This is a genomic window from Saccharothrix sp. 6-C (assembly GCF_016695385.1).
GTDB lineage: Bacteria > Actinomycetota > Actinomycetes > Mycobacteriales > Pseudonocardiaceae > Actinosynnema > Actinosynnema texasense.
The window spans coordinates 7,181,189-7,195,066 of record NZ_CP064192.1; the positions used below are offsets into that span (position 1 = coordinate 7,181,189).

Sequence of the window (13,878 nt, forward strand, 5' to 3'; positions counted from 1 at the left end):
GCCGGTCAGCACGGAGAGTCACCAGCGGCGAGTGGTGGGACCTCGGCGGCTCCGGGAGGACCAGCAGTTCTGGTGCCAGTGGCGGCGGTCGTCCACCGAGCCGTAGTCGCCGGCGGGCCAGGCGACGACGTGCGGGGTGCCCGGCCGGATCTCGTGGTCGCACCCCGGGCAGCGGTAGGTCTTGGTGGTGGCGCTGCCGGAGACGGTGCGCACCAGCCACTCGCCGTCCGAGGCGCTTTCGGCGCGCGCCCAACCGTGCCCACCGATGGGTGAGGGCTCGTTCGGGCGTTGCGGGCGGTTACGACGTGGCACGAGAAACGAGGGTATCCGGGCTCGCCCTGGGTGATCGCCTACGGTCCACTGGATGAGCAAGTGGCAACGGGTCGTATTAACCCTGCTTCTGATGACCGAAGTGGCCGTGACCCTGGTGCCGGTGGTGCGCGGTCTGCTCTTCGAACCGTCGCTGCCGGAGGTCGTGGCTGGTGGCGAGGTCCGGCGGGTCTTCCAGGAGGCGGACGTGCCGGTCGGCCAGCCTCCCGGCCTGAGGCAGGGCGTGTTGCTGGGCACGACGATGTTGATGCTGGTCACAGCACTGTCGGCGTTGGCCCCGGTGTGGTTGCGGCCCGGTTCGCGGATGTGGTTGGCGACGTTCACCGGCACCCACCTGGCCGCCGTCGGCCTGGGCTGGGTGCACAACCTGCCGCTGATGACGCTGCTCGCCGCGGTGTCGGCTGTTGGGGTGCCCTTGCTGGTGCTCGCACCGCCGCGCCGGGGACAATGAGCGACGTGCCAACCTACGAATTCCGCTGCAAGGCGTGTGGCTCGACCTTCGACGTCAAGCGGTCGATGGACGAGGCCTCCGCGCCCGCGCCGTGCCCGAACGGCCACGACGACACCGTGAAGCTGCTCTCCATGGCCGGCCTGGGCGGTCAAGCCAACGCACCCGCCGGTGGTGGGGGCGGCTGCTGCGGCGGAGGCTGCTGCAGCTGACCCGGACCGGACGCACGCCGGCGACCTGGACCGCGGTCGAAGACCCCGAGGTCAACGCGGTCGTCGACGGCCCAGGTGCGGTCGGTCGAACGCGCCGGACACCACGCGGCCGAGGCATCCGCCTCGGCCGGTCCGGCACCGTGCCGGAAGCTGCGAACCTGCGAACCTGAGGTCGACCCGGAGCGGGTCTGCCTGCGCCGGGCCTGTTCCGCCCGGCCTGTTCCGGCCGGCCTGCTCGGTGCTCGGCCGGCCGGGCTCAGCTGGTCGGTTCCTTCTCCAGCAGCACCTCGGCCACCTTCTTGCCCTGGTCGCAGATCGCGCCGAAGCGGGCCGAGCCGTCGATCACGATGATCCCGAGCCCGCCGCCGGCGTAGTCCATCACCAGCACGCACGACGGCTGCACGGACGTGTCGGTCGTCCGGTCGAAGTAGGTCACCTTCCGGTCACCCAGGTCGAACTCGCCGTTGTTCTGCTCCAACGTGATCGACCGTCCCTCGCGGAACCGCAGGGTCACGCCCACGTCCAGCGACCCGACCGACGTCTGCCACTTGCACGACTGGTCGAACGCCGAGTCGTAGCCGGTCTCCGTCGGCTCGGCGTTCTTGTCCGCGACCTCGTAGGGCAGGTCCTTCCACCCGATCAACGCGCAGATGTCGCCGACGTCCCCGGTGGGCTCGCCGGACGGGTCAGCGGACCCGGTCGGCGTGCTCGGGGCCGACGTGAACGGCGGGTCGACGTCGAGCACCTGCTCCGCCACCGGGGTGCCGTTGACCGTGTACGCGCAGGCGCTCGTCAGACCGAACGCCGCCACCAGGAGCGAGATCACCACACGCCGCATGGGGACCACGATGCCAAACGCCGAAACCCGGCACGCCATCAGCCCGCGAAACGGGCCCCTCAGGACACGTAGTCGCGGAAACCCTTGCCCGTCTTGCGCCCCAGCCGCCCGGCTTTCACCAAGTGCTCCAGCAGCGGCGCGGGAGCGAAGCCGGCCTCGCGGAACTCCAGGTACAGGCTCCGCTCGATGGCCAGCGACACGTCCAGCCCGACCACGTCCAGCAGCTCGAACGGCCCCATCGGCAACGAGCAGCCGACCTTCATCGCGTTGTCGATGTCGTCGGCCACCGCGTAGTGCGCCTCCAGCATCTTCACCGCGTCGTTCAGGTACGGGAACAGCAGCGCGTTCACGATGAACCCGGCGCGGTCGCCGCAGTGCACCGGCGCCTTGCCCAGGTCGAGGCACACCCGGCGGGCCGTGGCCACCACGTCGGCGGACGTCGAGATCGTCTCCACGACCTCCACGAGCTTCATGACCTGCGCCGGGTTGAAGAAGTGCAGCCCGACCACGTCACCGGGGCGCGAGGTCGCCGCCGCGCACTCGATCACCGGCAGGGAGGACGTCGTGGTGGCCAGCACCGCGCCCGGCTTGCACACCTCGTCCAGCGCCTCGAACACCGCCTTCTTGACCGACAGCTCCTCGGCCACCGCCTCGACCACCAGGTCGCAGTCGGCGAGGCCCGCGAAGTCGACGACCGGCGTCACCCGGGCCAGGGCGGCGTCGCAGTCCTCCGCCGTCAACCGGCCCCGCGTGACGGCCTTCTCCAACGACTTGCGCACCTTGCCCACCGCCGCGTCGGCCTTCTCCTCCGAACGCGCCCGCAGCACCACGTCGTACCCGCGCTTGGCGAACACCTCGACGATCCCCGTGGCCATCGTCCCGGTGCCGATCACGCCGACCCGCTGCACTTCGCGCGCTGCGGAGTCCTCCGCCGAGGCGACCGGCGTGAGCACGTCCGGCACGACGACCGGCGAGTCCGGCCCGTCGTAGGTGTAGAAGCCGCGCCCGCTCTTGCGCCCCAGCAGCCCCGCCGTGATCATCTGCTTGAGCAGCGGCGCCGGCGCGTGCAGCCGGTTGCGCGACTGGTGGTACATCGTGTCGAGGATCTCGTACGCCGTGTCCAGCCCGATGAGGTCGAGCACCGCCAGCGGCCCCATCGGGTAACCGCACCCGTACCGCATGGCCGCGTCGAGGTCTTCCCTTGTCGCGTAACGGGATTCGTACATGCGCACCGCGTGGTTGAGGTACCCGAACAGCAGCGCGTTGGCGATGAACCCGGCCCGGTCCCCGATGACGACCGGCGTCTTGCCCAGCCCTTCGGCGAACGCGACCACGTCGGTCACCACGTCCGGCTCGGTGACGACCGTGCGGATCACCTCGACCAGCTTCAGCACCGGCGCGGGGTTGAAGAAGTGCATCCCGACGACCTTGCCCGGCCGGCCGGTGTGGACACCGATCTCGGTGATCGACAACGACGACGTGTTCGACGCGAAAACGGTGTCCGGGCCGCAGATCCGGTCCAGTTCCGCGAACACGGCGGCCTTCAGCTCCATCCGCTCCGGCACCGCTTCGACCACCAGGTCGACGCCGGCCAGCGCGTCCAGCGACGTGGCGTAGGAGATGCGGGCCAACGTCGCGTCACGCTCGTCCGACGTGAGCTTGCCGCCGGCCACCGCGCGGTCCGTCGAGTGGTCCAGGTGGCCGCGGCCGCGGGCGAGGCCCGCCTCGTCCACGTCGACCGCCACCACAGTGAGGCCGGTCCGGGCGAGGACTTCGGCGATACCGGCGCCCATCGTGCCGAGACCGACGACACCGACCGTGTTGAACTGGCGCGTCACTGTTGACCTCCCACTCACCGGAGTGGCTACCGGACGGTAACTTGACCGCGACTATCCCACGGTCGTCACGCATCGTTCGCGTGAGCTTCACCATCCGTATCGAGCAAGTAATCGGTCCAGGCGCGCCTCACCAGCTCACTCGTCGAACCCCCGCGCGGCCAGCTCCCGGACCCTGCGCACGGCTTCCGCCGCGTCCGCGCCCGAAGCCACGACCTCCACCCGCGCACCACCCGGAGCGCCCAACCCCATCAACGCCAGCACGCTCTTGGCGTCCGCTGACTCGGCTCCGAACCGCACCACCACCGAGGCGTCCAACGGGGCCAACGCCCGCGCCACCAACGCGGCCGGCCGCGCGTGCAACCCCACCGAATTCGTCAGCTCCACGTCCGCCCGCACCGCCTCGCCGTCCACCGCCTCGCCGTCCACCACCGACGCCGACGACACGGACCCGGCGCCGACCGCGGCCGCCGCCACCTCAGCCAACCCGGCGCCGCCCTGCGCCCGCACCGCCGCCGCCACCGCGCCCTCGACCAGCGGCGCGTCCACCACGACGACCGAGCCCTCCGCCTCCTCGGCAGCCATGTCGGCCACCATCTTCGCGCTGCCCAGGTCGAACAGGACGACGACGCCGGACCCGGAGTCGGCCCGCGTGATGGCCTCCCCGACGGCCACGTAGTCCGTGCCCAGGCCTCCCTGCCCGTCACCCCCGGACGGCACGATCGCCACCGACGGAGCCATCTGCCCCGCCAGCTCCGCGACCCCGGCGGCCAGCCGGCGGCTGTGCGACACCACCACCAGCCCGATCACCGCGCCCTGCCCGCCAACGTCCGCAACACGAGCGCCGTCGACCGCGCGCCGGGGTCCAGGTGCCCCTCACTGCGCTCACCCAGGTACGACGCACGTCCCTTCCGCGCCACCATCCGCACCGTCGAGTCGGCGCCCATCTCCGCCGCCTCGGCAGCCGCCGCCAACACCTCCGCCACCCCGCCGCCGGTGACGGCCACGGACTCCGCGGCGGCCACGGCGGGTGTCAACGCGTCCACCATCGTCTTGTCGCCCAACGCCGCCTTACCCCGGGCCACCACACCGTCCAACGCCGCCCGCAACGCCGCCGCCACCGCCTCGCCGTCCACCGAAGCGACATCGCCCACCGACGTGGCCGCGCGCAGGAACGCCGTCCCGTACAGCGGCCCCGCGGCGCCGCCCACCGTCGAGATCAACGTCGTGGCCGCCAACCGCAGCACCCCGCCGGGCGACGACGGCACCTCGTCCAGTTTGGACTCCAACGCCCTCAGGCCCCTGGCCAGGTTCTCGCCGTGGTCGCCGTCACCGATCTCGCGGTCCAGCCGGTTCAACTCCTCGCGGTGCTCGACCACGACCGCGGCCACCGCCCGCATCGCCTCCGCGATCGACTCCGCCGTGCACTCCATCAGACGCCCCACCGCAACGCCGGGGTGTGCACGGGCGCGTCCCACAGCTCGACCAGCTCGTCGTCCAGCTTCAACAACGTCACGCTCATCCCCTGCATCTCCAGACTGGTGATGTACGGCCCGACCAACCGGCGCTCCACGACGATCCCCCGCTCCGCCAACAACCGCTCCGCGATCCCGTGCGCCAAGTACAGCTCGATCAACGGCGTCCCGCCCATCGAGTTGGTGAACAGCAGCACCCGGTCGCCCTCGCCGAACGGCAGGTCCTCCAGCACCGGCTCGAGCAGTGCCCGCACCATCTCGTCCGCCGTGCCCACCGCCACCCGCCGGCGGCCCGGCTCACCGTGGATGCCGATCCCCAGCTCCATCTCGTCGTCGGCCAGCGTGAACGACGGCTCCCCCGCGTGCGGCACCGTGCAGGCCGTCAACGCCAAGCCCATCGACCTGACCTGCCCGACGACCCGCCGCGCCAACGCCTCGCAACCGTCCAGGTCGACCCCGCGTTCAGCCGCCGCGCCGACGATCTTCTCCAGCAGGACGGTCCCGCCCACACCACGCCGACCGGCCGTGTACAGCGAGTCCTTCACCGCGACGTCGTCATCGATGACCACGGTCCGCACGTCCACGCCGTCGGCCGCCGCCAACTCGCCGGCGGTCTCGAAGTTCAGCACGTCACCCGTGTAGTTCTTCACGATCAACAACGCGCCCGCCCCACCGTCCGTGCGCGCGACCGCCGCCGCCACCTGATCGGGGGTCGGCGACGTGAACACCGGACCGGGACAAGCCGCGTCGAGCATCCCCCGCCCGACGAACCCGCCGTGCAACGGCTCGTGCCCGGACCCACCGCCGGAGATGACGGCCACCTTCCGCGACACCGGCGCGTCCGCCCGCAGCACCACCGCCGGGTCGTACTGGACCTCCAGCAGGTCGGCGTGCGCGAGGGCCATCCCGCGCAACGCGTCGACCACCACGGTCGCCGGATCGTTGATGATCTTCTTCACGGGTGGACCTCCCGATCGACGCTGATCACCCCATTACTACTCCACCGTGAGCGGCCCCGAAAGCGGAAGCTACGGTGAGGCAACCCTAAGAACAGCAGGTCAGTGACCTGGAGTAGTGGAGGAACCCCGGAGTGTCGAACACCAGGATCGCGGCCGTGCTCGCCGTCGCCCTCGCCCTCGCGGCGTGCGGCCAGACCGAGACGCCCACCGACAAGCCCGCCGTGGCCCAGGGCGGCTCGGAGTTCGGCCAGGCGGGCGAGAAGAGCGCCGGTTTCGGCACCGACGCCCAACCCGGCCAGTTCCCCCGCACCGTCAAGCACGCCATGGGCGAGACCGTGATCGAGAAGCGCCCGGAACGCGTCGTCGTCCTCGACGGCGGCGAGCTGGACAACGTCGTCGCACTGGGCATCAAGCCGGTCGGCGTCGCCTACCCGGACGGCGCGCCCACCATGCCCGGCTACATCGGCGACCAGGCCGGCGCCCCGGAGAACGTGGGCGGCATCACCAGCCTCAACCTGGAGACGATCGCGAAGCTCCAGCCCGATCTCATCATCGGCTCCCAGCTGCGCGCCGAGCAGCAGTACCCGAAGCTGTCGGCCATCGCCCCGACCGTCTTCGCCGCCCGCCCCGGCTACACGTGGAAGGAGAACTTCCGCCTGAACGCCGCCGCCCTCGACCGTTCCGCCGAGGCCGAGAAGCTCATCGGCGACTACGAGACCCACGCCAAGGAGGTCGGCGAGCGCATCGAGGCCAAGGCGGGCAAGCGCCCGACCGTCACCATGCTCCGCTTCATGCCGGGCAAGATCAGGCTCTACGCCAAGAAGAGCTTCATCGGCACCATCCTGATCGACGCGGGCATCCCCCAACCGCAAGCCAGCCAGGCCGACGACCTGGCCGTCGAGGTGAGCACGGAGCAGATCGCCCAAGCCGACGGCGACTGGATCCTGATCGGCACCTACGGCGACCAGTCGAAGACCGCCCAGGGCCAAGTCCTCGGCGGCCCGCTGTGGCAAACCCTGAACGCCGTCAAGACCAACCACGCCAAGCCGGTCGCCGACGAAACGTGGTTCCTGGGCCTGGGCGTCCTCGCCGCCGAAGAAGTCCTCACCGACCTGGAACAAACCCTCACCAACTGACCCCACCGCCGCATCCCCCACCAGGCCCGATTTGACATGGGTTCGGGTGCCTTAGGCTGGTCGAAGCCGGCAGGCCTGGCGGGACGCTCTTCCCCGCCGGGCCTGCCGGCTTTGGCCTGCCTGGGGTGCCCGTAAGGGCCCCATGTCAAATCGAGCCGGACGCAACCCCGACGTCCTGAACGTTCAATTCACCCATCCTGAACGTAGGACTCACGCGTCCTGAACGTAGGACTCACGCCTTCCGAACGTAGGACACGCGCATCCTGAACGTAGGACTCGCGCGCCGTGAACGTAGGACTCTCGCGTCAGCGGCCGTAGAGCACGCGCACCAGCCGCACCACGTGCCGGATCGTCCGGGACCCGCGGTCGTACGTCATCGGGTTCAGCAGGGCGCCGAACCGCTTCCGGGTCACCGCGTGGGCGTAGGCGAACTCCCGCAGCCCGTCCTCACCGTGGATCCGCCCGAACCCCGAGTCGCCGACCCCGCCGAACGGCAGCCCGGGCACCGACGCGAACGCCAACACCGAGTTGATCGACACCATGCCGCACCGCAGCTTGTCCGCCAGCTCCTCGCCCCGGTTCCGCGAGTACACCGACGCGCCCAGCCCGTACGCCAGCGAGTTCGCCCGCCGGACCGCCTCGTCGGCGTCGGCCACCCGGGTCACCACCAGCGTGGGCCCGAACGTCTCCTCGGTCACCGCCGTCGAGTCGTCGGGCACGTCCACCAACACCACCGGTTCGACGTACGGCGGCCGGATCGACTCCAGCCCCCCGACCACCGCCCGCCCGCCGCGCGCCAACGCGTCGGCCACGTGCGACTGGATGACGTCGACCTGCTTGGGCATGGTGATCGGCCCGAAGTGCGCGTCGGCTTCGCCACCGGGACGCAGCTTCTTCGCCTTCTCCACGACCAGCCCGATGAACTCGTCGTACACCGCGTCGGCCACGTAGACGCGCTCGACCCCGGCGCACGTCTGCCCGGAGTTGAAGATCCCGCCCCACACCGCGCCTTCGGCCGCCGCCCGGACGTCCGCGTCCTCGGCCACGATCAGCGGGTCCTTGCCACCGCACTCCACCAGCACCGGCGTCAACGACGTCGCGCACGCCGCCATCACCTTCTTGCCCGTCGCCGTCGACCCGGTGAACGCCAGCTTGTCCACGCCGGCCGCGCACAACGCCGCGCCGGTCTCGCCGAACCCCGTCACCACCTGGAGCACCGGGAACTCGGGCACGACCTCGGCGAACGTCGACGCGAGGAACACCCCGACGCCCGGTGTGAACTCGGACGGCTTGAACACCACCGCGTTCCCCGCCGCCATCGCGTACGCGATGGAACCCATCGGCGTGAACGCCGGGTAGTTCCACGGCCCGATCACGCCGACCACGCCGAGCGGCCGGTACTCCAACGTCGCCGCGTGGTTGTACATCAACATGCCGGGCGCGACCTTGCGCTTGCCCAGCACCTTGGGCGCGTGCTTCGCAGCCCAGTGCAGGTGGTCGATCACCAGCGCCAGCTCGGTCCGCGCGTCGTCGGCGGACTTCCCGGTCTCCGCGCTGATCAGCACCTGGAACTCGTCCAACCGTTTGAGCAGCAGCTTGCGCCACGCGTCCAACCGCGCCCGCCTGCCGTCGTACCCCAGCTCGGCCCAGAACACCGAGGCTTCCCGGGCCACCCGCACGGCCTCGCGGACGTCGTCCTCCGAGGCCACCACGTGGTGGTCGACGACCTCTCCGGTGCGGGGGTCGAGCGAGGCGAACCGCCGCTGCCCGTCGTCGACCCGCGCCGGAGTGGTGGGAACGGTCTGCGTCATCGGACCCTCCTAGCGCAAGCACGAGCACGGGTGTTACTCGACAGTAACGGGTAACAGGGGGTGATGTCAGCCCCCGTTCAGCCCTTCGGGATCTTGCCGATGATCGCCTTGGCGAACGTCACGGCCGTCGCGCAGCGGTCGAACTCGGCCGCCTTGGGTCCGGCCGACTTGACCTGGACCAACTCGCCCTCGTTGTCCGAGCCGACCAGCTGCACCCACTTGACCTCGCACGACGGGAACGCCGTGCTGCTGGACACCTGGTAGCCGGTCACGCCGCCGCCCAAGTCGACCTCGGTCTGCTTGTCGTCGAACTTGCGGTCGTCGGGAATGTACGCCTCGCGGAACGCCAGCGTCAGCTCGCGATCGTCGCCGACCCACGCGCAGTTGTGCAGCCCGTACGGGTACAGACGGTAATCGTCGCCCGCTGCCGCGTCGACCGCCGCCTTGTCCGGCAGGACGCACGGGTCGAGCGTGATCAGCGAGCCCTTGGCGGGTGTCCGGGTCGCCGAGCGCTCCTTGATCTGCCGGACCACCGACTCGGCCATCTCGCGCCCCGGCGCGCACGCGTCGCCGTCCTCGTACCCGATCTGCACGGTGAGGCCGAGGCCCGGCTCGTCCTGCGTGATCACCGAGACGAAGCACGCGCTGTTCTCCAGCACCTGCTCGTAGCTGCGCAGGCCGGCGAGCTGCTTGTCCGCGTTCTTCAGCTCGGTGGTCATGGTCTGGCCGACCTCGACCGTGACGGCCAGGTCCTTGCCACCCTTGTCCTTCATGAAGTTCGAGCACCGGCTGAACCCGCTGCGCGACCGGTCGCCGGGCGTGCCGAACCGCTTCAGCACGTCCTCGTCCAGCAGCTCGCACGGGTCGACCAGCCGCAGCTTGTCCGCGGCGAACGCCGGGTCGACCGGCTCGCCGTCCGCGGGCGGCGGCGACTTCTGGCTCGTCCCGCTCGGGTCGGACACGTTCTCGGCGTTGGCCGGGATCGTGGTGCGCGGGAAGGTCTGCTTGGCCAGATCCGCCCCGGCACAGCCGGCCAGCAGCAGGATCGAGCTCAACACGGCGACGAGACGGGGCACGAGGTGCACGGTAGCGACCGTGTGCTCCATTCGTGGCACGAACCCTGTGTCCGTCCTCACGACAGCCTTCGGGAACGATTCAGAAGATCGACGCGCTGAACTGGGTGGCTCCCCGCTGGGCCACCCCGACCGCATCACGAGAGGACCACTGCATGCGCACCCGCATCCGCCCCGGCATCCGCCGCGCCGTCCGCTGGATCGACACCTGGACGGTGGAGGCCTTCAACCCGGTCTACCCGAGGCGCTGACCGGGCCCACCCCCCGTCCCGAGGTGTCGACCCGCCGACAGGTCGGTCGCACCGGCCCTACCCCTCCGTGCCCGACGGCCGCCCGGCCGACAGATCGGCCGCACCGGGCTCCTCGGGCACGATGACCGGCCGCAAGGTCGCCCAGGCCGCGAACACCGCCGCCAGCACGACCATGCCGATGCCGCTCCACAGGTTGATGTTGAGCCCATCGGCCTTGGCCAGGTCGGCCTCGTCGGTGAAGCCGAGTCCGACCACCACCAGCACCACGCCGTACACCGCGAACAGGACCGCGATCACCAGTCGCAGGTCGAACAGACCGGCCTTGCGCGCCACGACGACCTCCCTCAGCCGAAGATGATGTTGAGCACGGCGGTCAGCAGCAGCACGCCGATGCCGAGCAGCAGCGGCGAGCGGTACCACCCGGCGTCGTCACCCGTGGTGGAGTGCATGCGGTCCGCCTTGGGCGTGAGGCTGTAGACCAGCCCGACCAGCCGCTCCTGCGGCACCGGCCGGGTGAACATCGTCACCACCACGCTGACCACGATGTCCACCGCGAACGCCACGCCCGCGCCGACGAAGCTCGCGCCCTGACCCGGCAGGTCGATCGCCCCGGTCTCGGCGAGCACGAACACCGCCACCGCGCCGAGCGTGCCCGCGACCAGGCCGGCCCAGCCCGCCGCCGCCGACATCCGCTTCCAGAACATGGCCAGGATGAACGTGGCGAACAGCGGCGCGTTGAAGAACGAGAACAGCGCCTGGATGTAGTCCATGATGTTGCCGTAGCCGGCGGCGAGGAACGCCGTCCCGATGGCGACCACCGTGCCGCCGATCGTGGCCAGCCGCCCGACCCGCAGGTAGTACTCGTCCGGGCGGTCCTTCTTCACGTAGTCCTGCCACAGGTCGTACGTGAACACCGTGTTGAACGACGACACGTTCGCCGCGACACCGGCCATGAACGACGCCAGCAGACCCGTGATCGCGATGCCCAGCATGCCGTTGGGCAGCAGTTCGCCGATCAGCGCGGGCAGCGCGTTGTTGTAGACGACGCCGCCGCTGTCCTCGCCGGCCTTGAGCGCGACCATCTCCGGCACCACCAGCGCGGCGATGATGCCCGGGATGATGATCACGAACGGGATCAGCATCTTCGGGTACGCGCCGATGATCGGCGTGCGCCGCGCGGCCGACATGCTCTTGGCCGACAGCGCGCGCTGCACCTCGGCGAAGTTCGTCGTCCAGTACCCGAACGACAGCACGAAGCCGAGGCCGAACACGATGCCGATCACGCTGAGCACCGGGTTCTCGATGCCGGTCAGCTCCGTCGCGGGCCACGCCGACAGCTGCTCGGCCCCACCGGGACCGCCGGTGACCTTCTCGACCAGCCCGTCCCAGCCGCCGACCTTGTGCAGGCCGACGATCGTCAGCGGCAGCAGCGCGGCCACGATCACGAAGAACTGGAGCACCTCGTTGTAGATGGCCGCGGACAGGCCGCCCAGCGCCGTGTACGTCAGCACGATCGCCGCCGCGATGACCACCGACAGCGGGATCGGCCAGCCGAGCATCAGGTTCAGCAGGAACGCCAGCGCGTACAGGTTCACGCCCGCGATCAGCACCTGGGCGACGGCGAAGCTGATCGCGTTGACCAGGTGGGCGCCCTTGCCGAAGCGGCGGCGCAGGAACTCGGGGACGCTGCGCACCTTCGAGCCGTAGTAGAACGGCATCATCACCAGGCCGAGGAACACCATGGCCGGGATCGCGCCGATCCAGTAGTAGTGCACGGTCGCCATGCCGTACTGGGCGCCGTTGGCCGCCATGCCGAGCAGCTCGATCGCGCCGAGGTTGGCGGAGATGAACGCCAGACCGGTCACCCACGCGGGCAGCGAACGGCCGGAGAGCAGGAAGTCCAGGCTGGACGAGACCGCTCTGCGGGCCAGGAAGCCGATCCCGAGGACGAACACGAAGTAGACCGCCAGCAAGGTGTAGTCCAACGGACCGGCATCCAGCCTGAGGTCCACCTGGGCCAGTACGGGCACCTCCGCCCACCTCCCCTGATCCGAACAAACCGAACACCATCGCGCAGCACCACGCATGACCAGCCACTACCGCACAACCGATCAAGCCGACGGTAGTGCACCCCGGCGCGCTTCGCCGGTTTGAACTACCCGGGGCTAAACCTCAGGTGGGCGCGCCGCGGCGTCAGCGGGTGAGGACGAACAGCGTCTCGGCGTAGACGGGTCCGGACGTGGCGCCGATGGTGAACTGCGTGCCGGGGGCGGAATCGCCGAACGAGTCGGGCACCCGCACCGGGACACCGGTGAACCGGCCGACCGCGTCGGCGGTGACATCACCGATCCGGTGGCCGTGGAAGGTGAACACCACTCGACCGTGTGCCGGATATCCCTCGCCGCTGAGCCGGACCTCACCACCGGCCTGACCGGCGGGGGGCTGCGCCGCGAGGTGCGCGGTGGAAGGGGAGGCGGCGGTGGAGCTCAACGCCCCGACGACGGGTGGCGGCGGCACGGACGCCTGCGACACGCAGGCCGCCACCGCCGGCAGTGCGGACACGAGAACCGACAGGACCAGAACGGTCGAACCGGATCTTCGTCTTCGTGGTCTTCGCACGCGCGCCTCCCGGCCCGTTGAAGGGGAAGTCAGCGTATATCGCGAAAACCGCCCTGCCACGCACCCGAACGGCTTACCGCCGAACCCGCGAAACTGCGGTCCGCACGTCCGGCCGTCGTGGCGGCCACCCCGCCGCAGCGGGATCATCCGGGAGCCTGGTCGGTCGGGCCGCCGAACGTGAGCCGACCACGACCCGGCCGTGGCGCCCGAAGTGCGACCGGACTATTCCATGATCTTTCTCGGGGAATTGTCGAGCGGGTGCCGAAGAACTCCGATTGCTGCTTTGCTGGAATGCCGGACGACGACACCACGCAAAGGAGCGGAATCCGATGAACGCGACGTTACGACCGATCAAGGCAGCCGTCGCCGCCCTGCTGATGGCGGCCGCGACTCTCCTGTCACCCGCCGCGCCGGCGATCGCCGCGGCACCGGTGACGATTCAGAACATCGGCACCGCAGACTGCCTGGATCAGCACTACGACACGGCTGCTCAGCCGACCACCACCGTGTACGTCTGGCCCGATCCCTGCCACTTCGTCGGCAACCAGCAGTGGACGTTCGAGTTCGTCGGCGGGGGCAACGACTACCGGGTGATCAACGCCCGCAGCGGCTGGTGCCTGTCCGCGCCGAACGGCACGGGCAGCCGGGTCTTCACCGAGTTCTGCGTCAGTCCCCTGCCGAACAAGCAGAAGTGGACGCCGGTGCTCAACTCGTTCGGGTCCAACCTGCTGGTCAACGCGCTGTCCGGGCAGTGCCTGCGGCAGAGCGGCGCGGACGCGTACGTGGCCGCCTGCAACGAGAACACCACGACCCAGCGCTGGTCGTGGAGCTGACCGCTCAGCGGGCGAGGTCGACGCGACCGACGCGCTCAGCGAACGCGAGCCGCTCGAT

General features: G+C 70.2%; 15 protein-coding genes. 4 read left to right on the top strand and 11 right to left on the bottom strand.

Features of this window, described 5'->3' with window-relative positions; genetic code table 11:
* Positions 1-18: 18 nt before the first annotated feature.
* Positions 19-312: a hypothetical protein gene (locus tag IOD16_RS30620; RefSeq protein WP_201437164.1), complete on the bottom strand. Its 294-nt coding sequence runs from the start codon at positions 310-312 to the stop codon at positions 19-21.
* 91 nt (positions 313-403) lie between these two features.
* Here IOD16_RS30620 and IOD16_RS30625 point away from each other — a divergent pair, with 91 nt between their 5' ends.
* Together IOD16_RS30625 and IOD16_RS30630 are read left to right on the top strand one after the other, a co-directional pair.
* Positions 404-781: a hypothetical protein gene (locus IOD16_RS30625; protein ID WP_123745780.1), complete on the top strand. Its 378-nt coding sequence runs from the start codon at positions 404-406 to the stop codon at positions 779-781.
* Positions 782-786: 5 nt separating this feature from the next.
* Positions 787-990: an FmdB family zinc ribbon protein gene (locus IOD16_RS30630; protein WP_201437165.1), complete on the top strand. Its 204-nt coding sequence runs from the start codon at positions 787-789 to the stop codon at positions 988-990.
* A 256-nt stretch (positions 991-1,246) separates the two neighbouring features.
* Here the strand turns inward: IOD16_RS30630 and IOD16_RS30635 are convergent, their stop codons facing one another.
* The 5 genes from IOD16_RS30635 to dhaK form a co-directional block, all read right to left on the bottom strand.
* Positions 1,247-1,828, bottom strand: a complete 582-nt coding sequence (locus tag IOD16_RS30635) for a DUF3558 family protein (protein WP_123745779.1) — start codon at positions 1,826-1,828, stop codon at positions 1,247-1,249.
* Positions 1,829-1,887: 59 nt separating this feature from the next.
* A complete protein-coding gene (locus IOD16_RS30640) occupies positions 1,888-3,666 on the bottom strand; it encodes a 3-hydroxyacyl-CoA dehydrogenase family protein (protein WP_201437167.1) in 1,779 nt (592 codons plus the stop codon).
* A 135-nt stretch (positions 3,667-3,801) separates the two neighbouring features.
* The gene (dhaM, locus tag IOD16_RS30645; RefSeq protein ID WP_201437169.1) at positions 3,802-4,473 is read right to left on the bottom strand and encodes a dihydroxyacetone kinase phosphoryl donor subunit DhaM; all 672 of its coding nucleotides are present in this window, start codon (positions 4,471-4,473) and stop codon (positions 3,802-3,804) included.
* A complete protein-coding gene (dhaL, locus tag IOD16_RS30650) occupies positions 4,470-5,096 on the bottom strand; it encodes a dihydroxyacetone kinase subunit DhaL (protein WP_201437170.1) in 627 nt (208 codons plus the stop codon). The genes dhaM and dhaL overlap by 4 nt, the downstream gene beginning before the upstream one ends.
* A complete protein-coding gene (gene dhaK / locus IOD16_RS30655; RefSeq protein WP_201437172.1) occupies positions 5,096-6,097 on the bottom strand; it encodes a dihydroxyacetone kinase subunit DhaK in 1,002 nt (333 codons plus the stop codon). Before dhaK ends, dhaL begins: the two co-directional genes overlap by 1 nt.
* Before the next feature lie 131 nt (positions 6,098-6,228).
* Between dhaK and IOD16_RS30660 the strand changes: the two genes are divergently transcribed.
* Positions 6,229-7,233 (top strand): ABC transporter substrate-binding protein, encoded by a 1,005-nt coding sequence (locus IOD16_RS30660; RefSeq protein WP_201437174.1) that lies wholly within the window; start codon positions 6,229-6,231, stop codon positions 7,231-7,233.
* 305 nt (positions 7,234-7,538) lie between these two features.
* On the opposite strand, the gene IOD16_RS30665 is transcribed toward IOD16_RS30660, so the two are convergent.
* The 5 genes from IOD16_RS30665 to IOD16_RS30685 all read right to left on the bottom strand — a co-directional run bounded on the left by IOD16_RS30665 (position 7,539) and on the right by IOD16_RS30685 (position 12,930).
* Positions 7,539-9,044, bottom strand: coding sequence for an aldehyde dehydrogenase family protein (locus IOD16_RS30665; protein ID WP_201437176.1), 1,506 nt, complete (start codon positions 9,042-9,044; stop codon positions 7,539-7,541).
* 77 nt (positions 9,045-9,121) lie between these two features.
* Complete coding sequence (locus tag IOD16_RS30670; RefSeq protein ID WP_201437178.1) at positions 9,122-10,120, bottom strand: DUF3558 family protein; 999 nt, start codon at positions 10,118-10,120, stop codon at positions 9,122-9,124.
* A 305-nt stretch (positions 10,121-10,425) separates the two neighbouring features.
* Positions 10,426-10,701, bottom strand: a complete 276-nt coding sequence (locus IOD16_RS30675) for a hypothetical protein (protein WP_123745771.1) — start codon at positions 10,699-10,701, stop codon at positions 10,426-10,428.
* An 11-nt stretch (positions 10,702-10,712) separates the two neighbouring features.
* Positions 10,713-12,398 carry a sodium:solute symporter family protein gene (locus tag IOD16_RS30680; RefSeq protein WP_201437180.1) on the bottom strand — a complete coding sequence of 562 codons (1,686 nt, stop codon included), beginning with the start codon at positions 12,396-12,398 and terminating at the stop codon, positions 10,713-10,715.
* A 163-nt stretch (positions 12,399-12,561) separates the two neighbouring features.
* On the bottom strand, positions 12,562-12,930 hold the full coding sequence (locus IOD16_RS30685) for a hypothetical protein (protein ID WP_201437182.1): 369 nt from the start codon (positions 12,928-12,930) through the stop codon (positions 12,562-12,564).
* Between the two features lie 386 nt (positions 12,931-13,316).
* On the opposite strand from IOD16_RS30685, the gene IOD16_RS30690 reads away from it, so the two are divergent.
* The gene (locus tag IOD16_RS30690) at positions 13,317-13,820 is read left to right on the top strand and encodes an RICIN domain-containing protein (RefSeq protein WP_201437184.1); all 504 of its coding nucleotides are present in this window, start codon (positions 13,317-13,319) and stop codon (positions 13,818-13,820) included.
* Positions 13,821-13,878 lie beyond the last annotated feature (58 nt).

Excerpts from the sequence above, each read along its gene's own strand:
- IOD16_RS30625 (WP_123745780.1), top strand. The coding sequence starts at position 404 with ATGACCGAAGTGGCCGTGACCCTGGTGCCGGTGGTGCGCGGTCTGCTC.
- IOD16_RS30635 (WP_123745779.1), bottom strand. The coding sequence starts at position 1,828 with ATGCGGCGTGTGGTGATCTCGCTCCTGGTGGCGGCGTTCGGTCTGACG.
- dhaL (WP_201437170.1), bottom strand. The coding sequence starts at position 5,096 with ATGGAGTGCACGGCGGAGTCGATCGCGGAGGCGATGCGGGCGGTGGCC.
- IOD16_RS30665 (WP_201437176.1), bottom strand. The coding sequence starts at position 9,044 with ATGACGCAGACCGTTCCCACCACTCCGGCGCGGGTCGACGACGGGCAG.
- IOD16_RS30690 (WP_201437184.1), top strand. The coding sequence starts at position 13,317 with ATGAACGCGACGTTACGACCGATCAAGGCAGCCGTCGCCGCCCTGCTG.